At 44.0% G+C, this 23521-nt stretch carries 27 protein-coding genes; 16 read left to right on the top strand and 11 right to left on the bottom strand.

Annotated features, from left to right (window positions below):
- Nucleotides 1–40 precede the first annotated feature (40 nt).
- Nucleotides 41–784: an alpha/beta hydrolase gene (locus CD004_RS15030; RefSeq protein ID WP_102263507.1), complete on the top strand. Its 744-nt coding sequence runs from the start codon at nt 41–43 to the stop codon at nt 782–784.
- A 69-nt stretch (nt 785–853) separates the two neighbouring features.
- On the opposite strand, the gene CD004_RS15025 is transcribed toward CD004_RS15030, so the two are convergent.
- A complete protein-coding gene (locus CD004_RS15025; protein WP_102263506.1) occupies nt 854–1588 on the bottom strand; it encodes a YwaF family protein in 735 nt (244 codons plus the stop codon).
- 216 nt (nt 1589–1804) lie between these two features.
- On the opposite strand from CD004_RS15025, the gene CD004_RS15020 reads away from it, so the two are divergent.
- Entirely contained in the window at nt 1805–2008 is a 204-nt protein-coding gene (locus tag CD004_RS15020) for a zinc ribbon domain-containing protein (protein WP_102263505.1), read from the top strand.
- Between the two features lie 43 nt (nt 2009–2051).
- Here the strand turns inward: CD004_RS15020 and zwf are convergent, their stop codons facing one another.
- Nucleotides 2052–3551, bottom strand: coding sequence for a glucose-6-phosphate dehydrogenase (zwf, locus tag CD004_RS15015; RefSeq protein ID WP_102263504.1), 1500 nt, complete (start codon nt 3549–3551; stop codon nt 2052–2054).
- A 257-nt stretch (nt 3552–3808) separates the two neighbouring features.
- Here zwf and rnz point away from each other — a divergent pair, with 257 nt between their 5' ends.
- The 6 genes from rnz (at nt 3809) to CD004_RS14985 (ending at nt 9311) form a co-directional block, all read left to right on the top strand.
- A complete protein-coding gene (gene rnz, locus CD004_RS15010; RefSeq protein WP_102263503.1) occupies nt 3809–4738 on the top strand; it encodes a ribonuclease Z in 930 nt (309 codons plus the stop codon).
- A gap of 16 nt (nt 4739–4754) precedes the next feature.
- A complete protein-coding gene (locus tag CD004_RS15005) occupies nt 4755–5303 on the top strand; it encodes a histidine phosphatase family protein (protein ID WP_102263502.1) in 549 nt (182 codons plus the stop codon).
- Between the two features lie 360 nt (nt 5304–5663).
- Nucleotides 5664–5948, top strand: coding sequence for a hypothetical protein (locus CD004_RS15000; RefSeq protein ID WP_102263501.1), 285 nt, complete (start codon nt 5664–5666; stop codon nt 5946–5948).
- A 169-nt stretch (nt 5949–6117) separates the two neighbouring features.
- Nucleotides 6118–6486 carry an ArsR/SmtB family transcription factor gene (locus tag CD004_RS14995; protein WP_102263500.1) on the top strand — a complete coding sequence of 123 codons (369 nt, stop codon included), beginning with the start codon at nt 6118–6120 and terminating at the stop codon, nt 6484–6486.
- Nucleotides 6479–8614, top strand: a complete 2136-nt coding sequence (locus CD004_RS14990) for a heavy metal translocating P-type ATPase (RefSeq protein WP_102263499.1) — start codon at nt 6479–6481, stop codon at nt 8612–8614. The genes CD004_RS14995 and CD004_RS14990 overlap by 8 nt, the downstream gene beginning before the upstream one ends.
- 70 nt (nt 8615–8684) lie before the next feature.
- On the top strand, nt 8685–9311 hold the full coding sequence (locus CD004_RS14985; protein WP_102263498.1) for a class I SAM-dependent methyltransferase: 627 nt from the start codon (nt 8685–8687) through the stop codon (nt 9309–9311).
- Between the two features lie 182 nt (nt 9312–9493).
- On the opposite strand, the gene namA is transcribed toward CD004_RS14985, so the two are convergent.
- From namA to proC, 3 genes are all read right to left on the bottom strand, one after another.
- The gene (gene namA, locus CD004_RS14980; RefSeq protein WP_102263497.1) at nt 9494–10516 is read right to left on the bottom strand and encodes an NADPH dehydrogenase NamA; all 1023 of its coding nucleotides are present in this window, start codon (nt 10514–10516) and stop codon (nt 9494–9496) included.
- An 80-nt stretch (nt 10517–10596) separates the two neighbouring features.
- The gene (locus tag CD004_RS14975; protein WP_102265126.1) at nt 10597–11742 is read right to left on the bottom strand and encodes a glycosyltransferase family 2 protein; all 1146 of its coding nucleotides are present in this window, start codon (nt 11740–11742) and stop codon (nt 10597–10599) included.
- Nucleotides 11743–11802: 60 nt separating this feature from the next.
- On the bottom strand, nt 11803–12648 hold the full coding sequence (gene proC, locus CD004_RS14970) for a pyrroline-5-carboxylate reductase (RefSeq protein ID WP_102265125.1): 846 nt from the start codon (nt 12646–12648) through the stop codon (nt 11803–11805).
- Nucleotides 12649–13189: 541 nt separating this feature from the next.
- Between proC and CD004_RS14965 the strand changes: the two genes are divergently transcribed.
- The 4 genes from CD004_RS14965 (at nt 13190) to CD004_RS14950 (ending at nt 16940) form a co-directional block, all read left to right on the top strand.
- Nucleotides 13190–14155 carry an MBL fold metallo-hydrolase gene (locus CD004_RS14965; protein ID WP_102263496.1) on the top strand — a complete coding sequence of 322 codons (966 nt, stop codon included), beginning with the start codon at nt 13190–13192 and terminating at the stop codon, nt 14153–14155.
- 11 nt (nt 14156–14166) lie between these two features.
- Nucleotides 14167–14958 carry an SDR family NAD(P)-dependent oxidoreductase gene (locus CD004_RS14960; protein WP_102263495.1) on the top strand — a complete coding sequence of 264 codons (792 nt, stop codon included), beginning with the start codon at nt 14167–14169 and terminating at the stop codon, nt 14956–14958.
- Nucleotides 14959–15076: 118 nt separating this feature from the next.
- Nucleotides 15077–15598, top strand: a complete 522-nt coding sequence (locus CD004_RS14955) for a sigma-70 family RNA polymerase sigma factor (RefSeq protein WP_102263494.1) — start codon at nt 15077–15079, stop codon at nt 15596–15598.
- On the top strand, nt 15591–16940 hold the full coding sequence (locus tag CD004_RS14950) for a DUF4179 domain-containing protein (protein ID WP_102263493.1): 1350 nt from the start codon (nt 15591–15593) through the stop codon (nt 16938–16940). The genes CD004_RS14955 and CD004_RS14950 overlap by 8 nt, the downstream gene beginning before the upstream one ends.
- Before the next feature lie 50 nt (nt 16941–16990).
- On the opposite strand, the gene CD004_RS14945 is transcribed toward CD004_RS14950, so the two are convergent.
- Nucleotides 16991–17182: a YqzH family protein gene (locus tag CD004_RS14945; RefSeq protein WP_102263492.1), complete on the bottom strand. Its 192-nt coding sequence runs from the start codon at nt 17180–17182 to the stop codon at nt 16991–16993.
- Between the two features lie 225 nt (nt 17183–17407).
- Here CD004_RS14945 and CD004_RS14940 point away from each other — a divergent pair, with 225 nt between their 5' ends.
- Together CD004_RS14940 and CD004_RS14935 are read left to right on the top strand one after the other, a co-directional pair.
- Nucleotides 17408–18667 (top strand): Y-family DNA polymerase, encoded by a 1260-nt coding sequence (locus tag CD004_RS14940; RefSeq protein ID WP_102263491.1) that lies wholly within the window; start codon nt 17408–17410, stop codon nt 18665–18667.
- A gap of 18 nt (nt 18668–18685) precedes the next feature.
- On the top strand, nt 18686–19024 hold the full coding sequence (locus CD004_RS14935) for a YolD-like family protein (protein WP_102263490.1): 339 nt from the start codon (nt 18686–18688) through the stop codon (nt 19022–19024).
- Nucleotides 19025–19122: 98 nt separating this feature from the next.
- On the opposite strand, the gene CD004_RS14930 is transcribed toward CD004_RS14935, so the two are convergent.
- On the bottom strand, nt 19123–19338 hold the full coding sequence (locus tag CD004_RS14930; protein WP_102263489.1) for a CDGSH iron-sulfur domain-containing protein: 216 nt from the start codon (nt 19336–19338) through the stop codon (nt 19123–19125).
- A 149-nt stretch (nt 19339–19487) separates the two neighbouring features.
- On the opposite strand from CD004_RS14930, the gene CD004_RS14925 reads away from it, so the two are divergent.
- Together CD004_RS14925 and CD004_RS14920 are read left to right on the top strand one after the other, a co-directional pair.
- The gene (locus CD004_RS14925; protein ID WP_102263488.1) at nt 19488–19817 is read left to right on the top strand and encodes an iron-sulfur cluster biosynthesis family protein; all 330 of its coding nucleotides are present in this window, start codon (nt 19488–19490) and stop codon (nt 19815–19817) included.
- Between the two features lie 112 nt (nt 19818–19929).
- A complete protein-coding gene (locus CD004_RS14920) occupies nt 19930–20448 on the top strand; it encodes a hypothetical protein (protein ID WP_102263487.1) in 519 nt (172 codons plus the stop codon).
- Nucleotides 20449–20886: 438 nt separating this feature from the next.
- Here CD004_RS14920 and CD004_RS14915 read toward each other — a convergent pair whose 3' ends face one another.
- From CD004_RS14915 to CD004_RS14905, 4 genes are all read right to left on the bottom strand, one after another.
- Nucleotides 20887–21825 carry an alpha/beta hydrolase gene (locus CD004_RS14915; RefSeq protein WP_102263486.1) on the bottom strand — a complete coding sequence of 313 codons (939 nt, stop codon included), beginning with the start codon at nt 21823–21825 and terminating at the stop codon, nt 20887–20889.
- Nucleotides 21752–22135, bottom strand: coding sequence for a hypothetical protein (locus CD004_RS14910; protein ID WP_102263485.1), 384 nt, complete (start codon nt 22133–22135; stop codon nt 21752–21754). Before CD004_RS14910 ends, CD004_RS14915 begins: the two co-directional genes overlap by 74 nt.
- Before the next feature lie 164 nt (nt 22136–22299).
- Entirely contained in the window at nt 22300–22431 is a 132-nt protein-coding gene (locus CD004_RS24470; RefSeq protein ID WP_264190911.1) for a hypothetical protein, read from the bottom strand.
- Nucleotides 22432–22505: 74 nt separating this feature from the next.
- On the bottom strand, nt 22506–23408 hold the full coding sequence (locus CD004_RS14905; RefSeq protein WP_102263484.1) for a hydroxymethylglutaryl-CoA lyase: 903 nt from the start codon (nt 23406–23408) through the stop codon (nt 22506–22508).
- Between the last annotated feature and the right edge of the window lie 113 nt (nt 23409–23521).

The raw sequence follows: 23521 nt of genomic DNA, 5'->3' as shown, positions 1-23521 counted from the left end.
AAACCTTTTAATGTGGTATTTAAGATTGGAGGGAATGTGTATGGCAGAAGACTATCCAGTTCTTGAAGGTGCAGAACCGTTTTATTTCGAAGGGAATTCTATAGGTATATTAGTATCCCATGGTTTTACCGGCTCTACACAGAGTATGCGGCCGCTGGGCGAGGCATATGCTGCTGCGGGTTATACCGTTTGCGGACCGCGATTGAAAGGTCATGGTACCCATCATGAAGACATTGAACAAACAACATATCAAGATTGGATCGCATCGGTAGAGGAAGGATTTCAATGGTTAAAAGAGCGTTGTGATACGATTTTTGTGACTGGCCTGTCAATGGGCGGAACGCTGACCTTGTATATGGCTGAAAAACATCCAGAAATCAGAGGGATTGTCCTGATAAATGCGGCTATTGAAATACCAGCAATGGAGCCAGTTCTCCAGCTAGAAGGAACAAGATTCCTGGACGCTATTGGTTCTGACATCAAGAAGCCAGGAGTAACGGAGCTTGCTTACGAAAAAACCCCGGTTCAATCCATTAAAGAAATATTGCCATTTATGAAAACTGTAAAAGAAGCACTTCCGAAGGTTTCTTGTCCAGCCTTAATATTTGTTTCAGACGAAGACCATGTTGTCCCGCCTGATAATTCACAAACCATTTACGATCGAATCAGCTCAGAAACAAAAACAATCCATCATATGAAAGAAAGCTACCACGTTGCTACCCTGGACAACGACCAGCAAATGATCATTGATAAAACGCTTGAATTTATTAAAAGAAACACGTGATATGTGAATTTCCTCTTGGCTTGCGGATTCTTCCGCAAGCTATTTTTAAAGGAAAAAACACTAAATTCACTATGACTCCGAGTAAGAAGATCTTTTCTCCCCTTTTAGCCAGGTCCTCATGCAGAGCCAGGCAATCAAACTTAATAACACAAGTAAACTCTCCAAAGAAAAAATGTACCATGGATAGGGCCCGAGTAAATCCATGAAGCTTGGACTTTTTGGTTTATGACGTAAAAACCAATAATTCCCATCAGCAGTCTTGTTAATGACCAGAATCGCCGGCAGCAACAGGTTGATAAAGAAAACAACTTTTATGACCGAACTGAAGGTTGGATAATAACCTTTTGCCCATAGGAAGTAAAGGGTCACCCATATAATCATCATGTGGGCATAGAAAAAATGAAAAAAGCGGAAATGAGGAAAATCATAGGTTAATGCAGGTGTTATTATGGCTTGTGTTGCCCCTAATAAAGCAATGAAAAATAAAAGCTCAAATAATATTTTCTTCCTGGTCAGCAATAAACCAATTGCTAATAGAAGTCCTATATTACATAATTCCAATGGCATCGAACGCCCTAATTTCCAGACAGCATGCTTGTACATCCATAAATGATTGGTGATCTCAATCAAGATTAATGACAGGGCAGTTCCCAGCTCTGCTTTCCTCCATCTTTCATCATTTAATTTTTTTCGGTTAGCGAAAATGAAAGTATTAACCAAAACACAGATAACCAATATTGTATAATGACTCGCAGAAAACATATCGAAATCGAAAGCTTTATTGCTGTGTCCAAACCACTCCATGCTTCCACCTCTAGTCTGAAAATAGAACAAACATAAGTTATCCCTTTTAGGTTTCTTTTATGTAGGATCTTTTCGTAAACTTGGCTGCTTGCACAAACTGAGGTATGACGAGTTTTGATACAGTCCAATTTAGAACTCCTCATAACAGCAAAAAAGTGAAACCGATTTTTACCTGAATCGTAAATGTACCATAGTAAAAAAAAGGAGATGGAATAGATGAACGGAAATGGTTGTATTAAATGCGGTAGTACAGATGCAGGGCAGAAGGATGTTGCAATGACAGGAACGGGCTTGTCCAAGATGTTTGATATCCAGAATAACCAATTCACCGTCGTTTACTGCAAGAATTGCGGATACTCGGAGTTTTACAATAAAGATGCATCAGCAGGTTCTAATATCCTTGATTTGTTCTTCGGATGAACAAAAAAATCCCGCCTGTTGCCAGGGCGGGATTTCTGTTCTATTAACATTTTTCTACATCGATTTCAGTAAGTGGCCACCAGAAGAATCCATCTTGCTCTAGCAGCTTGTCTGCTGCGTCAGGACCCATGGAGCCGGATGCATAGTTCGGGAATGACGGTTCCTTTGTGTTTTCCCAGACTTCTGAAATATTATCAACAAAGCTCCATGATAATGCGACTTCATCCCAATGCGTGAAGTTTGTAGCATCGCCACGCAATGAATCGAATAGGAGTTTTTCATATGCTTCCGGTGTGTTCAGCCCATCGATTCCTTTATTGGCATAATTCAATTTTACAGGTGTAGCGTCAGTACCCTGGCCGGATTTCTTGGCGTTTAAGTGAAGCGTGATTCCTTCTTCAGGCTGGATATGAATGACAAGAAGATTTGGTTTCACCGTTTTCTCCGGCTGGTAATACAAATCCATCGGAATATCTTTGAATTGGATCACAATTTTAGTTGACTTGGCCTTCATTCTTTTTCCTGTACGGATATAGAAAGGAACTCCAGCCCAGCGGAAATTATCAATCATCAGCTTACCAGCGACAAAAGTCTCCGTATTCGATTCAGGGTTGACCATTTCCTCCTGGCGGTATGCAGGGACGTCTGTTTCATTCATGCTGCCTTTATCATATTGGCCTCGAACAAAATAGTCATTGACTTCCTCGCCTTTTATAGGACGGAGAGCACGGAACACTCGTACTTTTTCTGAACGGATTTCATCTGTGGTCAGCTTGATAGGCGGTTCCATCGCAAGCAAAGAAACCATCTGCAGCATATGGTTCTGAACCATATCCCTTAGAGCGCCGCTTTTCTCGTAATATCGTCCGCGTTCTTCGACTCCAAGTGTTTCGCTTGATGTTACCTGGATGTTGGAAATGTAACGGTTATTCCAGAGTGGTTCGAACATCGCATTCGCGAAACGAATTACCTCAATGTTTTGAACCATTTCCTTTCCAAGATAATGATCAATCCGATAGATTTCATCTTCAGAAAAAGCTTTGCGAATTTGCTTGTTCAACACTTTTGCTGACTCAAGATCATGCCCGAAAGGCTTTTCGATGACAAGGCGTTTAAACCCGGATACGTCAGTAAGCTTATCCTTCTTTAAATGTTCAGCAATCGTTCCGAAAAATTCCGGTGCCATTGCCAGGTAGAAAATTCTATTGCCATTAAGTCCATAGTGGCTGTCCAACTCTTCTGCAAGCTTTCCAAGAGCGAGATAAGAACTTGAATCAGTAACGTCATGGGAATGATAGTAGAACTTGGAAACGAATTCGTCGATGTCAGCTTCTGTCTCCCCATTTTCCTTCACAGATTCTTTTACCTTCAGCTGGAATTCTTCATTTGAAAGCGAACGACGGGCAACACCGACGACCGCGAATTTGTCCAGTTTTCCTTTTTCAAACAAATTATAGAGGGAAGGAAACAATTTACGGTTTGCCAGGTCTCCCGTAGCCCCGAAGATCATGATTAAAGCTGTTGGTTTTTCGGTTTGTGCCACAATATAGAACCTCTCTTTTATGTGAATTTAAAAGTATGTATAAAAAACACTCTACAAATACAAAATTTTATCCCTTTCTAGAACAATTAGCAACTGTTTAAACTGTACTTAGTTTTCTTCCAATTGTATGGAACTATCCCCGCAAGGGTTAAATCCAGCGTTTGGTTTAGTTGAATAATGACAGTTGTGATATATTGAAATGAATAATATCTGTCTGTATGGATCACAGGCATTTTGTACGGGAGGGTGTCAGGATTATGGATGTTTTTTTTCTTGGAACAGGGGCAGGCGTCCCAGCCAAGCTGAGGAATGTGACCTCAATCGCACTGAAATTGCTGGAGGAGCGGGGAACTGTTTGGCTGTTTGACTGTGGAGAAGCAACCCAGCATCAAATTCTACATACAAGTATCAAGCCGAGGAGGATTGAAAAAATCTTCATTACCCACCTGCACGGAGACCATTTATATGGTTTGCCTGGGTTGCTGTCGAGCCGTTCCTTCCAGGGAGGAGAGTCGATGGTTACGGTTTATGGGCCTCCCGGAATTAAAGAGTATATCGAGGTATCTTTGAGAATTAGTAAATCCTACTTGAAATATCCGATTGAAATCATCGAGCTGCAGGAAGGAATCATCTTTGAAGATGAGCAGTTTATCGTTGAAGCACGACTGTTAGAGCATGGAATTCCCTCATATGGGTACAGAGTAAAGGAAAAGGACCGTCCAGGAACGCTTCTCGCCGACAAGCTTCAAAGTGCAGGGGTGAAGCCCGGTCCTGACTACAGGAAAATCAAGAACGGGGAAGAAGTCATATTGGACGACGGAACGGTCATCGATCCTGCTGCATTTGTCGGTCCGCCGCAAAAAGGAAGGATTGTCACGATTTTGGGTGACACAAGGGTTTGTCCAAATGCTCAAGTGCTTGCACAAAATGCAGATCTTCTCGTCCACGAAGCAACTTTTTCAGCAGATGAAGGTACACTTGCCTATGAGTATTTCCATTCAACTACTCTGCAGGCCGCAGAAACAGCCTTGAATGCTGGTGTGAAAAAACTGTGCCTGACCCATATTAGCTCCAGGTATGACCGCAATGACTGGAAGGAGCTTGAAAAGGAAGCACGAACATTGTTTGCCAACACTGTTGTCTCAGAAGATTTTATGGAAATTACCGTACCTTATGAACATGACTGATAAAGGGGTGTTTTGATTGAAAACTATCTATCTTGTACGTCATGCAAGTGCGGCTGGCCAGCCTGTAGACTCTCCGCTGACTGAACACGGCAGGAAACAGGCGCTGGCACTAGTTGACTTTTTCAAACGAAAAGAAATAGATCTCATCTATTCGAGCCCTTTTAAAAGAGCCGTCGATACAATCAAACCTCTTTCTGATTCAAGGAGGATAAGAGTTCTCGAAGATGACAGACTCGGAGAAAGAGTGCTGAGTACGGTCAATTTTGAGGACTGGCGTGATAAGCTAAAGCAAACTTTCGAGGATTTTGAGCTTGTTTTTGAAGGAGGGGAATCCCATTCAACTGCGATGAATCGTGCGAAATCACTTATTGAGGATTTATTATGTTCGGAACATGACCACATTTTACTAGTCAGCCATGGTAACATGACTACATTGCTCATGCGGTATTTCAATGAAAGTTTCGGTTACGACTGCCTGATGGAAATGACGAATCCAGATGTATTCGAACTTGTCGTTACCAGTGAAAAAACGATGCTAAATCGAATATGGGATGATAGAATTTAGATTTTAGTATGGCTCGTTGATTTTCGTGCAGATATGAGAATTCATAAGCGGAGTATTTCCGTCTATTGTAGATTGAGGCCGCTTTATAAGCAAAAATAGGCGGAGATATTCCCGTTAACTCCTATAAATAAGACAAAATCCAATGATTTTATTTAAATAGACGGAAAAACGCCTCTTATTTTTAAGAAAATAAGGGGCTTTTCCAATTTAAGCGGAATTTCTCCTCTTATTTTTCGTACACTGTGAAATCAACATTCAGTTATTAAAGTGCCTAAAGTTTAAGATCGGAACTCAGAGGGAATTGGAAAGTGGTGGAACCATTTCCATCAAACCAACAACACGAATACTGGGGGAATTATTTTGGAGTTTTTGCTATTATTCGGCCTTCATCTATTTATCATGGGTTCACTTGTCCTATTGTTTAGTGGCATCATCACATTTCTTTTTCCAAGGATGCATTTCCTCATCACGATTTCACTATTTGGAACAGCTGGTTTTTTATATGCCGTCATCTTTGAAGTAATGGATCTTGCGATATTCGCAGTTTTCTTCAATATGATTCTATCATTGACCGCCGTTGGCCTCGTCAAATTAGGGTTTTACTTCAAGAAGGTTGCCGAGCGCCAGAATGAGAAAATCGCTTAACCTTTAAAACCAGGAGATATCCTGGTTTTTTATTTTTGTTTGACAATCAAACGCGTATTTGAATAAGGTATAATCAAAAGATCATTTGAATGTATTTTTGTTTGACAATCAAACACATATTTGAATAAGATATAGTCAAAAGATCATTTGAATGAATGGGGTGAGCAGATTGAAGGAGCAGGATGTCTGTCAGGTCAATTGCGTCCATAATGATAAAGTTGAACAGGTAGCTGCTGGGTTAAAGGAACAAAATACTTTTGAAGCAGCAAAAATATTCAAAGCTTTATCAGATGAAACTAGGATTAAAATTGCATACTCACTATATGTTGGCAAAGAGCTTTGTGTCTGTGATGTAGCAGCGGTCGTAAACTCATCTACAGCAACAGCTTCACACCATTTGAGGCTGTTGAAAAATCTAGGGCTTGCTAAGTATCGCAAAGAAGGAAAGCTTGTTTATTATTCACTGGTGGATGACCATGTGAAGCAATTGATTCACTTAGCGTTTGAACATCAAAAGGAGATGGAGTTGAATGACTGAAGCAGCGCAATCTGGCGAGAAAACAATATACCGGGTACAGGGCTTCACCTGAGCAGGCTGTGCCGGAAAGTTCGAAAAGAACGTAAAACACCTGGATGGTGTTTTTGATGCAAAAGTTAATTTTGGCGCTTCCAAGCTGACTGTTTTCGGTAAAGCCTCCATTGAAGAACTGGAGCAAGCTGGCGCATTTGAGAACCTGCGGCTTTACCCGGATAAAGCAGAGATTATACCTGAAAAAAAGAAACCGTTCTGGCAGGAAAACTCTAAGGTATTGATCAGCTTACTAATGATCATTGCCGCGTATTTTGTCCAGTTTAATTACGGCGAAGAAAGTTTGCCGGCCATCCTATTATTTTTGGGAGCAATTATTGTAGGTGGCTACTCCCTATTTAAAAGTGGAGTAATGAACCTTCTAAAGCTTGATTTTGACATGAGGGCACTGATGACAGTTGCCATCATCGGAGCTGCGTTCATTGGCGAGTGGAGCGAAGGTGCCGTCGTTGTCATTTTGTTTGCGATTAGTGAAGTGCTTGAGAGATATTCTATGGATAAAGCAAGAGCCTCGATTCGTTCGCTAATGGATATCGCCCCAAAAGAAGCACTGGTCCGCAGAAATGGCAGGGAATACAGCATAAATGTAAATGAAATAGAAGTCGGAGACATCATGATTGTAAAACCCGGCGAGAAAATTGCCATGGATGGGGAAGTGCTTGCGGGGTTCTCGGCTGTCAACCAGGCGGCAATCACAGGGGAATCTGTACCAGCCGATAAGAACATAGGCGATGAGGTGTTTGCCGGTACGCTGAATGGAGAAGGTCTCATTGAGGTTAAAATCACTAAACTGGTCGATGATACCACAATCGCCAAAATCATTCACCTTGTCGAAGAGGCACAGGCGGAAAAGGCTCCTTCCCAGGCTTTCGTTGACCGCTTCGCCAAGTATTACACGCCGCTTATTATCCTTATCGCATTTTTGGTCGCTATTGTCCCGCCGCTTCTCGTCGGTGCGGATTGGAGCGAGTGGATTTACCAAGGCCTGGCCGTCCTGGTTGTCGGCTGCCCGTGTGCCCTTGTCATTTCAACACCTGTTTCAATCGTTACAGCGATTGGCAATGCAGCTAAACATGGTGTGCTTGTAAAGGGTGGCGTCCATCTTGAGGAAATGGGTGCGCTGAAAGCCATCGCCTTTGATAAGACAGGGACGCTTACAAAAGGAGTGCCAGCTGTTACCGATTTCAAAATGGTATCTGGCGAAGATTCAAGCGGCCTTTTTGCAGTAATTGCCGCCCTTGAAAATAAATCACAGCATCCGCTTGCATCTGCGATTGTCCGTAAAGCAGACGCAGACGCAGTACCTTACTTGGATCAAGTAATAGAAGATTTCACATCGGTAACCGGTAAAGGTTTAAAGGGAACTGTCGACGGAATTGCTTATTATATCGGCAGTCCTAAATACCTTGGGGAAATTGTTGAAGGCGGAATTCCTGCGGTGGCTGCTGAAGAAATTTCACGCCTGCAGTCTGAGGGTAAAACAGTCATGGTCGCAGGAGTTGATTCTCGAGTACTTGCTTTAATTGCAGTGGCCGATGAAGTAAGAGAGTCAAGCAGGGAAGTCGTTTCCCGACTGCATGAGCTTGGTATTGAACAAACAATCATGCTGACTGGTGACAACAAAGGAACAGCAAAGGCCATTGGCAGCCAGGCTGGTGTGTCTGATATTGAATCCGATTTGCTTCCAGAAGATAAGCTCAATTTCATAAAAGCCCTGCAGAAAAACCACGGAAAAGTCGCGATGGTCGGAGATGGCATCAATGACGCACCTGCACTAGCCGCTGCGACGGTTGGAGTCGCGATGGGCGGAGCAGGCACCGATACGGCACTCGAAACCGCGGATATCGCCCTGATGGCCGATGACTTGAAAAAGCTGCCGTTCACGATTAAATTGAGCCGCAAAACACTGGCAATCATCAAGCAAAACATCGCCTTCTCAATTGGCGTTAAATTGCTGGCACTGCTATTGGTCATCCCTGGCTGGCTCACCCTGTGGATCGCGATTTTCGCTGATATGGGAGCCACTCTGATTGTTACTCTGAATGGTTTGAGGCTTTTGAGAGTCAAGGATAAATAGACTGTTGCGTTTTGGTCGGGAAAATATAAACCCGATAACCATAAAAACAATTCGGGCTGGAGTGGGGAAAATGAATAACTCTTGGAATAAGGTCATTTACAAAGCCTGGGCGCCAATTTATGATACGATTTTCAATGCTGGCTCTTTTTCAAAGGCAAGAGAAAAACTGTTTAAAGATATTCACTTCCAGCCCGGAGAAAAGGTGTTGTTCGTTGGGGTAGGCACAGGGGCTGACATCGATAGATTGCCCTATGAACAATTGGAAATCACCGCAATCGATTATTCGGAAGATATGCTTCAGAAAGCAAAGGATAAATACCGAAACTCGAGGATTACTTTTTTGCAAATGGATGCCCAACAGCTCGATTTCACTGACGGTGCCTTTGACTATGTCGTTGGAAGTTTAATATTGTCAGTAGTTCCGGACAACAGAAAGGCGTTTGGCGAGATGGTAAGAGTTTGCCGAAAAGATGGCCTGGTATTAATCTTTGATAAATTTGCCGAGCCGGGTAAAGGATTGTCAATCGCCAAAAAAGCTATCAGGCATGTAATCAAGCTCCTTGGAACGGACATCGGTGTATCTTTTGAAGAGATCTGCCAAGCGAAAAAGGAAAATATCAGGCTGATTTCTGATGAAGGAGTCATGTTCGGGAATATGTACCGAAGGATTTTGCTAAAAAAGCTCAGTAAGACTTGAGCCTTTCAACATGTTTTTCTAGAATTGATGTTTTTAATATAACGACCACATTTTAAGATATATCAGCGAATTTTCGGTTATAACGACCACATTTTGAAATATATCAGCGGATTTTTGAATATATCGACCAGATAAGAATAGAGAAACACTAAAGCCGGCATCCATGGGTGCCGGCTTTAATATTAGAATATCCATCCTCGTTCATATTGTTTTGGGGATTCGATACTTGTTCCAAGCTCCTTAGCTGCTGTCCTTGGCCAGTATGGATCACGCAGCAGTTCGCGGGCGATGAAAATTAAATCGGCACGATCGTTCTGGAGGATTTCTTCAGCCTGGATTCCGGTCGTAATCAAGCCAACCGCACCAGTAGCCACATCGGCTTCATGTTTGATTTTTTCAGCGAATTTAACCTGGTAGCCTGGATAGGCATGGATTCTTGCTGGTACGACTGCGCCTGAGCTGACATCAATCAAGTCAACACCCAGTTCTTTTAGCGATGCGCCAATCGATACATAATCATCAACAGTCAAACCTTCTTCATGATAATCAGATGCAGAAACCCGGACAAATAGAGGCCCATCCCACACTGTTTTTATCTCTTCAAGGACTTCCCGGAGGAAGCGGAAGCGATTCTCGGCATTGCCCCCGTATTCGTCCTCTCGTTTATTCGTAAGAGGGGAGAGGAACTGGTTGATCAAATATCCATGTGCAGCGTGAATTTCGATCACATCGAGGCCTGCACGCTTTGATCTTTCTGCAGCCAGCCTGAACGCCTCGACAGTATCCTTGATCTCTTCTACCGACATAGCCTTTGGTTCCTTGTACTTATCATCAAAAGCAATAGCGGAAGGGGCAATGATTTCATCGCGTAATGCTGCTTTCCGGCCGGCATGTGCCAGCTGGATACCAGCTGAGGCACCGCTTTGCTTGATTTGTTGAGTCAATTTTGTCAGGCCGGGTACCTGCTCATCGCTCCAAATTCCCAGGTCCTGATGGGATATCCGGCCTTGCGGAGTAACCGCTGTTGCCTCAAGAATGACCAGCCCTACCTGGCCGACAGCCCGGCTCACATAGTGTGTCATATGGAAGTCGGTGACAATCCCATCTTCTTTTTCGCATGAGTACATACACATCGGAGCCATGACAATCCTGTTTTTTAGTGTAAGATCTTTAATTTTATAAGGGGAAAATAATTTCTTTTCCAATCCAAAAGCCTCCCTTTATTTCGTTAACCAAAATATAATTCAAGTATAACAGGGCTTTCCGAGGAAAGGAAAAATTGTACTCACCGTATCCTGTTTTTTCTTAATTCCGCAAGTGTATACTTCGTTCCGCGCCAGATGATGCCTCCTCTTTTGAAAGTCAGGTAGCTGGCTCTCAGTATCGAGAAGATGAACAGAAGGGCCGTGAAGGGCAGGACCAAGAACAGCCATGGTGAAAAGCGGGTCATTTTCTTGGTTACCAATACATAAAGAAAAGCCAGGAATACGAGATTAACAGCACTAAGGATTGCTACTGCCTGATTCTCTGAGAATAGAGTGAAGAACGGCACGACCTGGGAAACAAAGACACCAAATACTGAAAACAATACCATGCTGATCCGGTAGTGAAGGCCGGCGAAGGTGTTTTTCTCAAGACCAGCTAAAGCATCACTCAAGCTTTGGTACCATTCCACCTCAATGAGCGTCATCGCTGTAACAATCCGCTGTTTAAGACCCATGCGCTTTACCAGCATTCCCAACTGCAAATCATCATCAGGACGCATCTTTATATATTCATGCGTGCCGATTTTTTCATAGGACGACCTGGTGACCATATTAAATGCACCGATGCCGACCCCAGTCTTCGAACGCGGACTATTGCCGAGCCACGGTCTTTTATAGTAGGAAAAGCCAAACAAGAAGAACGCAACGAACGCCTTCAGCCAGAATGGCTTTGCACTAAGGTTAGGTGCCGCGGTCAAATGATCAAGGCCATGTTTCTCGAAATAGCCAACCGCTTTTGAAAAAGCCTCGGGGTGATACATAACATCAGCGTCTGTAAATAAAATCAGGTTCCCTGCCGAGCGCTGATAGCCTTTATAGAGAGCGTGGTTCTTGCCGAGCCATCCTTCTGGCAAGCTATCGATATGAATTACTTTTATTCTTGAATCCAACCATACTAAGTTCTCCATCACTTTACCAGTTCCATCGTCGGATCGGTCATTAACAAGGATCCACTCGGTATTTTTGTAAGTTTGGTTCAGCTGGGTGCGAATGCTCTGTAAGATATGTTCTTCTTCATTCCTGGCGGCTACAATCACGCTGAGGAGTGGTTCCTGGCCAGCAGCCTCTGCCGTTTCTAGGGAGTCCAATTTCCTGAAACCAATCAAAGCGTCAATTGTCGCTGCAATCCAGATGACTAAAGTTAAAGAAAGTAAAATGATAAGCACCAAGCACACGTCCCTGTTGTTTTTCTCCATTGTAGAGAAACATAGGGCCAAAATGCAATTTTAGAGCGGCCGGTTTGCGGCTGCAAGTTCATTGCCAAGCAGTTGGCCAAGCTTTTTTGATTGGGCTGTGGCTTCTTTTATGCAGGATACGAAAGCAGTTTGGACGCCATGCTGCTCAAGAATGCGGATGCCTGCTTCAGTCGTACCGCCTGGGCTGGTCACCTCAAAGCGGAGCTGGGCAGGCTCCTTATCAGACTTCGTGAGCATTTCTGCCGCTCCCAGTAGCGTCTGGATAATCAGCTGCTTCGCGGTTTGCTTTTCAAGGCCGATTTCAGCGGCGCTTTTCTCCATCGCTTCGACAAGGTAATAAATATAGGCTGGTCCGCTTCCTGATAGTCCTGTGACTGCGTCAAGCTGATATTCCTCAACATTTGTTGTCAGGCCGATCGTGTTGAAAAGCTCCTGCACCAGCATTTTTTGCGCTTCATTCACCAGGGAGTTGACTGCCAGGGCAGTTGCCGATTTGCCAATCGCAGCCGAGGTATTTGGCATTGCCCTTGCCACTGCCAGCGATTTTCCTGCTGCTGACTCAATTGTCTCAATGGAAACTCCAGCGAGGACGGAAATGACAAGCGTACCTTCAGATAAAAATGATTTGATCTCCTCGATTGCAGATGCTGCATCTTTTGGTTTCATCGCCAGGACGACTGCATCCGAGTCTTTAAAAAGCATTCCTGAATCATATGTCGTATTGATTCCATATTTCTGCTCCAGAGTTTTCAGCCTGTCAGTATCCTGTTTATTTGTCACCCAGATTTGCTCTCCCGGAAGAAGCCCGCTTGCTCCAATTCCGGAAATCATCGCTTCTGCCATCGAACCTGCGCCAACAAAAACAAGCTTCTTCATTAAGATCGCCTCCATAAATTGTTTTGCGTAATTTGTTACGAGATTGTCAACGGAAAAATAAAAAGGCCCTTCATCCATAAAAGGACGAAAGGCCATGCTTCCGTGGTACCACCTTCATTCACTTCTTCGACTATTGCCAAAAAAGTGCAGCTCAACATCCGTTAACGCCGGTATACGTCCAGGTTTGCCTGGCAGCTCGCAAGGTAGGGTTCAACATGAAGAGGGTTGCGGAGCCTTTCAGCCGGTGGACTCCACTCTCTGGCACCATTCCTGTCTACTCGTCTTGCTCGAATGCTTTTTTAAGATTTTACGAAATTTTAATAGTGATTATGCAAGAAAGACAACCCCTGTGTCAAGATGAAATTAATAAATTTTTAGTTTTTTCTGAAAACAAAATGTGAAAATAATGACATTTGTCCTCTTTAAAGGTAAACTTAATTTTATATTGAAAAAATACCAGAACCAATAAAGTTGAATGATTTCATAAACAATCAATCAGTTTACCTTATAGAAAAATAATGTTTTGGGGTGTATGGATAATATGGCTGAATGGAAAGATGGAATTGCCAAACTGACATTGCCGACGCCTTTCCCAGTCGGTGATGTGAACGCATATTTAATAAAAGGGGACAAGTTGACACTTGTTGACGCGGGAACGAAAACGGAGCAGTCTTGGGAGTCGTTCAAATCCCAGCTTGCCGATTTGAAACTTAAGCCGGAGGATATTGAGCAGGTAATCCTGACTCACGATCATCCTGATCATGTTGGAATGCTGGATTATTTCTCACCAGGTCTCAGCGTATTTGGCCATCAGCTGAATGAAAGGTGGATCCACAGGACTCCGGAATTCGAAAAGGAACATCAGGAATTCTATGAAAAGTTCTTCCTGCAATCGGCAATACCTGAGCAATATTTTGTGCCATCGATGAAAGTAATGAAGAAGACTTTAGTATTTTCATGTAATCGTTCATTGACTGGTACCATTCTGGAAAATGATATTCCACCGGCATTGCCAGGGTGGAAAGTAATCGAGACACCGGGCCATGCCCAGAGCCATATCGTGCTCTTGCGTGAAAAAGACGGTACAATGATTGCCGGGGATACGATCCTTGCGGGGATCTCGCCCAACCCATTACTTGAGCCGCCGCTCCCAGGCGAAACTGAAAGGCCGAAGCCGCTGGTTCAATACAACGCAACACTAAAAAAACTTCAGCAGTACCCGATTGGGCTTGTATATACCGGACATGGAATGGAGATAACAGAATTGCAAAGCTTGATTGAAAAAAGGCTGGCCCGTCAGCATGACCGGGCCATGCAGGTTAGGGGAATGCTTGAGGGCAGGGAACTGACCGTATTTGAGGTTTGCAAAATGCTCTTCCCGACAGTGTATGAGCGTGAATTGAACTTAACCATCTCCGAAACCGTGGGACAACTTGATTATTTAGATTCCCTTGACGGAGTGTCTGTCAGGGAAGAAGGAACAGCCTTCCTTTATACAGCAAAATGAGGTGAAAGACGATGTCATCCTTAAAAGGGAAAAATATAATTATAACCGGTGCTTCTGGGGGAATCGGGGCTGAGATTGCCAGGCTTTGCGCGGCACGTGGCGCGAACCTTGTCATTCTGGCACGGAGTATAGATAAACTTGAGAGTTTAAAAAAGGAATTACAATCAAAGTATGCCATCAATGTCCATGCCCAGCAGCTGGATGTATCTGATCCTGAAGCAATCAAGCGGGTCTTCGCAGAAGTGCTTACTGACATCCGCTACGTTGATATACTGGTCAACAATGCTGGCTTTGGTATTTTTGATTATGCACACGAAGCGAAAATTGAAGATATCAAAACAATGTTCGATGTCAATGTCGTCGGCTTGATGGCATGCACCTCGATGGTACTGCCTGCAATGAAGCAGAGAAGAAGCGGCCATATCATCAACATCGCTTCCCAGGCCGGCAAGATTGCCACACCGAAATCAAGCGTTTATTCAGCAACAAAGCATGCGGTGCTTGGCTACACGAACAGCCTTCGGATGGAGGTTGCTGATGACAATATCTTTGTCACTTCGGTCAATCCTGGTCCAATCGCTACGAATTTTTTTGATGTCGCAGACAAACAGGGAACCTACGTCAAAAATGTAAAACGTTTTATGCTCCAGCCTGAATACGTGGCAAAACAAGTAGTCAATCGCATGATGACAAGAACACGTGAAATCAACCTGCCCCGCTGGATGAGTCCTGGAAGCGTTGTTTATTCGCTGTTTCCACGTACCTTCGAGCTTTTTGGCAAAAGAATTTTCAATCAGAAATAAATGAATAAAATATCTTACAATACCGCCATGTAAACTTTTTGGCGGTTTTTTCAATTCTGTAAAACTTTTTTCAGGTTTCAATGTCTAATAGATAGAGACAAAGTCAGGGGGAGACATTTTGGAGCTTCAAGAACTCGTACAGAGAGCCAAGAAAGGCGATGAAGCGGCATTTTACGAATTGATGCAGCTTCATAAAGTGCGCCTGTACCGGATTGCCCTCAGCTATCTGAAGAATAGCGAGGATGCGGTCGAAGCGCTGCAGGAGGTTACCTACAGAGCGTTCCGTTCAATCCGGAAGGTGAAGGAACCGCAGTATTTTACGACATGGCTCACCAGAATTCTGTTAAATTACTGCAATGATGAATTAAAAAAGAGGAAGCGAGTCCTCATCAGCGATGATCTCATCAGCTTGATGGGCGCCGATCATCAGTCCAACTGGCTTGAGGTCGAGGAAGTCATCAGCAAGCTTGATTCAAAAACAAGGCAGGTCATCGAATTGAAATATGTGCATGATTTTAAAATCAAGGAAATTGCCGAGATTCTCGAATGTCCGGAAGGTACCGTGAAGACCTGGCTGAATAAAGGGCTGAAGGAGCTTCGCGGTCAGCTCGAGGATAAGGGGGGATTGGGCTATGCTTAATGCAGAGGAAAAAAAGCTGACACAGGCTCACGCCGCACTTGAGAATATCGAAGTTCCGGAACTTCAACTGGACCAGGCAATTGTTGCCGGGATCAGCAAAGGGAAAAGGAAGCGGAAGAAAAACCTTTTCTTCATAAAGACATTCGCATCAGCAGCAATCCTGATTTTTGCTTTTACAGCGCTGCTGAGGACCTCGGAGACATTTGCTTCGTATGTCACTTCGATTCCGGGGATGGAGAAGATTGTCGAGCTTGTCCGTAATGATAAAGGGCTGACGGCAGCAGTTGAAAATGATTTCGCGCAAAAAATTGGTGTGTCTGATGAACATGACGGAATCAAGATCACGCTTGACTCCGCGATTGTTGATGAGCAGATGATGGTGCTGTTTTATAAGCTGGAATCTTCGGAGGCACACAAGGAGCTGTCAATCGAAACTTTCCGGTTGACCGACAGTGAAGGGAAAAATATTGAAGAAACAGCATTTTCATATGACGGTTGGTCAATTGATTTGCAGGATAAAGAGAGGTTGCTTCAAGCCACTTTTGAATTCTATGGTGATAACCTTCCTGAAAATCTTAAGCTGAGCATGGAGCTTGTTGAGGGCAGGACCGAAGATGGCGAGCCCGTGAATAAGTTTGCTGATACGTGGGTGCTTCCATTCTCGATTGACAAAGATGCCTTCAAGGATAAAAAAGAAATGATTGAAGTCAATGAAACAGTCGAAATCGAAGGACAAAAGATCAGTGTGGAGAAAGTGTCAATTTACCCAACAAGAATTGGAGTGACTGTCCATTTTGATAAAGAGAATTCTAAGCGGGTTTTCGGTTTTAACGATTTAAGGCTCGTCGATAAGAGCGGTGAAGAATGGGCCGCTATCAATAATGGAACCACTGCCCGCCATATGGGTGAGTTTACAAAGGAATTTTTCCTGCAAAGCAACTTTTTCAAAAAACCGGAGGAGCTTTACCTGCGCTTCAATACTCTACGTGCACTTGATAAAGATGAGGGGGAAATCATTGTCGATCCCGAGAAGATGGAAGTGCTGAAGGCCCCGGATGATGGCAGATTGCTGAAGATCGACAGGGAAGAGAATCTTTTGATGCTCACTTTTCAAAGGGAGTCGAAGGAAGGACATACAAATATTTCATTTGAGCAGGCAGTCGATTCGAATGGAGATGAAATTGGGGACGGCTCTGCTTCTTTCAGATGGAGCACGAATGAACTACCGGTTGATATTTTAATCCCCTACTTCGGTGAAGGAGCAGCACCGGGCCCGATTACCTTAAAGCTGAATGACTATCCCGCAACAATCATTGGCGAAGCAAATATCAAGTTAAAATAATCTAAGGCTGTCCTGTTTTCAGGGCAGTCTTTGCCTTTCTAGGAATTTTTTTACGTCGCTAAAAATTCATATACCACATCATTAATGATGTCATGCAAATCCGTCTCAGGCGCATCACTTTTCAGTTCCACAATCTTTTCATATATCTCTTCGAACTCCGCCTCGCCAAACGGCAGTGAACCTTCATGCCGATATTGCACGAAGCATTTCTGGACCATTTTACGAATGAGTTTTTTATCCATAAGAAAAACACCTCTCCACTTGATTATACTTGGAATTCACCTTGAAAACACTCATCCATAAAAATCTCCAGTCCTGGCATGACACACCATTTACACCTTAATTAAGGCAGTCACCCGGAAAATTACCATTGAAACCGAACGCATATTCGCTTAATATAATGTGTATAATGAAACAGAACGGATGTTCTTATCGGTGGATATCTTTGCGGAAAGGAGAGAAGAAACATGGTCGATTACAGCGAAATGCCGCAAAATAAAATTTTATGTGTGGATATGAAGAGCTTTTATGCGAGCTGTGCCGCCGTGATGCTCGGCCTTGATCCGCTTGACTGCTATCTGGCTGTCGTCGGGAATCTTGATCGCCCGGGAAGCGTCGTCCTCGCAGCCTCACCGCGTTTGAAAAAGGAATTTGGCATCAAGACTGGATCACGAAAGTTTGAAATTCCCGTTGATCCGCGAATTATTGTCGTTGACCCACAAATGTCAACATACCTGCGAATTTCCACAGAAATCTCCCGCGTATTCAATCGCTATGTACCAAAGGAAGCAATCCATACCTACAGTGTCGATGAGAGCTTCATAAAGGTGGACGGAGCTTCAAAGCTTTGGGGTGACGCTGCTTCAATCGCAAAAAAAATCAAGGATGATATTGAGCGCGAGTTCCAGCTTCCCTGTGCCATTGGGATTGGGCCCAATATGCTGATGTCGAAGCTCTGTCTAGACCTCGATGCCAAAAAGAAGGGCATTGCTGAATGGACCTATGATGATGTCCAGACGAAGCTATGGAACGTCTCGCCGCTGAGGGAAATGTGGGGGATCGGACGCCGCGTCGAGAAGACACTGAACAGCATGGGGATTTTTACTGTCGGCCAGCTGGCCCGCTATGACCTTGAGAAACTGGAAAAAAAATTCGGCATCATGGGCAACCAGCTATACTGGCATGCATGGGGGATCGATTTTTCGGATATTGGCGCCCCGATCATGGAAGGGCAGGTCAGCTTCGGGAAAAGTCAGATCCTGCTTCGCGACTATAAGGAAGAAGAGGAAATCAAGCATGTCATCCTCGAAATGTGCGAGGAGGTCGCTCGCAGGGCAAGGAGCCGTGGGAAAGCAGGCCGGACCATCAGCTTCGGAGTTGGCTACAGCCAGGATGAATTCGGCGGAGGCTTCCATCGCTCAAGAACAATTGAAGAGCCGACAAATATTACGATGGATTTGTATCGTGTCTGCCTCGAGCTTTTTGCCGAGAACTATGCAGGAAAAACGGTGCGAAGCATTTCAATTGCCCTCGGGAATCTCGTCACCGACAGCGAATTCCAATTGAATCTTTTCGAAAAAAACGGCTGGAAAAAGAAAGAGCTTGGCTACGCAATGGACCGGATTCGCAGCCGCTACGGCTCGACAGCTCTCTTAAGGGCGGTATCGTATACGGCAGCCGGAACCGCAAGGCATCGCGCCGCACTCGTTGGCGGGCATAAGGGTTGATAAAAGGAGGAGAGCAAGATGATTCGCGATCGTGGAAGAATTAAATGGACGTCAATGATGCTTCCTGAGCATGTCAAGATGCTGCGTGATTGGGCACAGGAGGACGAATATGAAAAGGAGAAGCAGCTGGATGAACAGCAGCTTGAGCAGTTGAATGAGACGATTCTCGAAGCGATGGAGTTTAACCGCCCGCTCAGCATAACCTATTTCAGGCAAAGGAAATATGAATTGGTAATCGGGAAAATTCATTATTGGAATGAGCTTGGACAGAAGCTCCATATTGTAGACAGATTCGAGGAAATCCATCGTATCGGGATTTCACATATTGCTGATGTCAGGCTTGCGGATGAATGGTAGTTGATTCACTGGAAAAATCCCAGCCACCCTGTTTTATAAAAATCACTTGAAAGATCCCCATAAAAAAGAGCAATGGATTGTCCATTGCCCTCAAAAAATTATTCCGTTTCATCGGGTTGCGGTGCACGCACGACTGATTCGAATTTCCCTTTATGGGAAGCATCGCAGAACGGCATGTTTTTGCTCATGCCACAGCGGCAAAGCGAGAAAGCAGGCTTCGTTTCATATTTATTGCCGGCACCATCCAGCAGCTCAACATCGCCGGAAATCCTTAATGAACCATTATCATTCACCTTTATCGTTACTTTTGACAAAATAAGCACCCCTTTCAAATGTCACAATTATCTTTGATAGTAAAAGCTAAACAGAAAAATTGCAAGACTATTTTGAGATTGGCCAGGGGTTATCAACGAAATAATGATCCTCGTATGGTAAAATGAAAAATCGGAAAGGGAGTGCAGTCATGAAAATAAAAATCACCGAAGCAGCTTCAAACAAACTGCAAGAAAAGGTTTCAGGAAAGCAAGGGTATGTAAAATTGAAATACGATATAGATGGGTGCGGCTGTGCAGTAAGCGGAGTAGCTGCCCTCTGGTTTGAAAGCGAACATTATGAGGAAGAAAACAAGATAGAGACGGACGGGATTCCGATCTATATGGAAAAAGCCAAGGAAGTCTTTTTTGCTGAAGAGATGACGATTGATTATAAGGACACAGCAGGATGTTTCCAATTAAAGAGTCCGAATGAATATCTGAATCCAAGAATGAGCTTCCATGATAAAAGAAGGTTATGAGTTTACAAAAAATTGAAAAAAAGGTTAAATAAGAGAGAAGGGTGTAGAAATACATAGAAGTTTGATGCGAAGGCAGGGGAGTAAGATGAGGAAATTTTGGAGGTCAGCCATAATGATTTTGTGCGCACTTGTGCTGTCTGCATGCGCCTACAAGACTGCGGGAGAAGCAATCCAAAACGATATTCCGTTCAACATCAAACAAATCGTCCACAAGGAAAAAGTGGAGGGTGGATGGCTCATCTTTTACACAACAGAGCAAAAAGAAGGCTCAAACACATTCGACGCGCTGGCAGTAGCCTATATCAATGGCAGCGAAAAAGAAGGCTGGGAAAATGCGGGGCATAACCACTGGACTTATTATAAAAATGATTTCATGATTCTGTATGCCGACACTTTCACAACCTTTAAAGAAGACGGAACATTGGATGCGAAGATTCCTGTGATTTTCGGGAAAATCGTGAATCCGGATATCAAAACAATTGAAGCTGCAGGACCAGATGGCAAGTTTACCAAAATAGAAATCATTGAAAAAGAAAACGAACGCTATTATTACGCAATAGGCGATTACAAGGAAGTCAGGGCACTCGACGCCTCTGGCAAAGAAATCGATCGCCAGGGAGAAAAACAGTAAAGTGGATTGGCTCGGGGGATGAGCCAATCCTTTTTTGCGCCCGTCGGAATCGGAACAAGTTCCCTAACAGACAAAGCGAAGCCTGAAAAGGAGAAAAATTTCCGATAGAAAGGCTCTAATGGACAAACCGAAGCTGGAAGTGGAGAAAAATGTCCGATAGAAAGGCTCTAATGGACAAACCGAAGCTGGAAGTGGAGAAAAGTGTCCGATAGAAAGGCTCTAATGGACAAACCGAAGCTGGAAGAGGAGAAAAATGTCCGATAGAAAGGCTCTATCGGACAAACGGAAGCGGATACAAGAGAAAACTGTCCGATAGAAAGGCTCTATCGGACAAACGGAAGCGGATACAAGAGAAAAATGTCCAATAGAAAAGCTCTATTGGATACATACGAGCTAAAAACGAACCAAAGCGTAAGATAAAACCTAGCTCAACCTGTATTAATGGTCTGCGTCCATACTTCCATGATCGGTCAAGATATATTCCTCAAGAAATTCATCGAGCACCTTTTCATATTGTTCCCGGTTTTCGCTGTAGGATTGGGCGTGGAGTCCATTTTCGGCCATGAATAATTTTTTCGCTCCTATTTTCTGTTCGAACAAAGCTTCAGTCATCGATGGTAAAATGAAGTCGTCCTTGCGGCTATGGATGAAAAGAATCGGGTTTTTAATATTTTCGATAACTGCAATCGGGGATACCTGACTCAAAGAATATTTATCACGAATACGCACGAACATACTTGCGACTGGCAGCAATAGTTTTGGCGGCAAAAACTTAACTTCTTCCTTGATGCGGTAGGCGAGCTGTTCGCTGAAGTCAGAGAATGGGCAATCTGCCACATAGAAGTCAGCTCCGTCTTCAATCATGCCGGCATAAAGAAGCAAAGTAGCAGCTCCCATTGATTCCCCGTGGATACCAAGTAGCAAATCTGGACCCTTCTCTTCTCTTAGCCAGTCTACTACCGATTTAAGGTCGAATTTCTCATAATATCCATAGCTGGTGGTCTTCCCGCCGGACTCCCCATGGCGGCGATGATCATAAATAACCGCATTGAAACCCCTGTTTAGGAACAAGTTCATATATTTCACGGAATTGGTCTTGCTCTGGGTAACCCCATGGGCAATGATGATGTAACGATTTGTGTCATGTGGTTCGACGAGGACGGCCTTCAATGAGTAGCCAAAGGACGAGGGAATCGTAACTTCCATTTTTGGCAGTGAATCATATTCATCAGGTACCAGATGCCCGGCTTCGGTTTCTCGGTTGAAGATTTCTTCGTCATCTTTCCTTTTTAAGAACATGACTTTATTGGATATAAAAACCCCGAGCGAGGTTAGGACAAACAAAAAAGAAAATAGCACGCGGAACGCTCTTCTCAAGCTCAACCCTCCGATAATCTGTTTTCTTTATTTTACCATTAGTCTTGATAATACAAACATAAAAAAGACCGCCGAATTTGGCGATCCACGTATTAGTTATAAGAATTAATAACATCACTTCGAGAAGTGTCCAGCTCCTAGCCCCTCGAGTCGCTTGTCTAGTGTCACCTCCTAGAAACTCCGAAACTTCAACTCCGCCGGCAGAAGCAAAAAGCGCTTCTTTGTCGGAGTCTCCAGTTTCTGCGTTTCTGGGCAGTCGGCTATACTTTTCGATTTCGGTCCTGTCAATGAAGTCAAAGAACGACTTCACTGTCAGGCCCTCTATGGCACAGGACGTGCAAACCCGCCTGCCACAGGATAAGGAAAGCTTCGAAGCGATTCATCGCACGACCGAAAGCGGTAGCTTTTGGGAGGATGTGGCGCTTTTAGGCGGGCAGCGCTTGTCGGAGTTGACCAAGGCGCTTACGCTTTTCTTTATTGCTGTGAATTTTGGCGCTTTGTTGGATGAATCGCTTTTTCAAGATCCTCGGCGGCAATTTGCTGTTTTACTGTATCTGCGTTTGGCTTGCCTTGCTGGCTGTAGCCTTTGTCACGTTTTTGGCTCATGCAATATGCTCCCTTCTTCAAAAAATAACCTCATCTAATAAGATGGATTCAAGAACAGGAGCTTATGCAAAAAGTTAAACACTAACTGAATTCAGCTTGAAATAGGTGCTTTCAATGGGTCTTGAGATATGAGGCTGGATCACCTCAATTGCCTTGAGCATCTTGTCAAGGTCGACGCCGGTGTCGATTCCCATCCTGTGAAGCATATAGACGACATCCTCTGTAGCAGCATTGCCTGCAGCACCTGGGGCGAACGGGCATCCGCCCAGACCGCCGGCAGAAGTGTCGAACCGGGTGACTCCTGCCTGTAGAGTGGCAAAAATATTCGACAATGCCAGCTTTCTTGTATCATGGAAATGCGCAGTCAGCAGCACATCCGGGTAAGCACCCTTCAATTTCGAAAATAAGGAATAAGACTCCTGGGGTGCAGCCATGCCGATTGTATCGGCGACACTCAGTTCATCGACCCCGGCCTCAACGAATTCACCGCATAATGCAATGACCGCATCTTCTTCAACCTTTCCTTCATATGGACAATAAAAAGCAGTTGAGATGCACGCACGCACAAAATAATCCTTCGACTTAAGCTCTGCGATCAATGGCAGAACCTCAGCAAGGCTCTCAGCTGTCGTTTTGTTGATATTCTTTTGATTAAAAGTATTGCTGACCCCGACGAACACAGCGACCGCTTTGCAGTCAGTCATATAGACGCGTTCAACTCCCTTTTTATTAGGAGCGAGGACGATATTCCTTGTGCTGCTGTCAAGGCAGTCAGCAACGATCTCTGCGGCATCGCCCATCTGTGGCACCCATTTAGGAGATACGAAGGAAGTAAGTTCCATTTCTTTGACTCCGGCATCCTTCAAGGAACTGATAAAAGCTTTTTTAACATCTGTAGAAACGAAATTCTTTTCATTTTGGAGCCCGTCTCTCGGGCCAACTTCAATTATTTCAACCTTCTTGGGAAGCTGCAGCATTTGATATACCCCTCCTCTTAAGTTATCTTAATTGTAAATAGAATATTTTTAAAAATGCAAGAATAAATAAAATTTTGATAAAATAAAAGGGATTTTATCAAAAGCAATAGAAG

It is taken from the genome of Mesobacillus jeotgali, from assembly GCF_002874535.1.
Lineage (GTDB): Bacteria > Bacillota > Bacilli > Bacillales > Cytobacillaceae > Mesobacillus > Mesobacillus jeotgali.
This window is presented reverse-complemented; position numbering and strand designations above follow the sequence as displayed.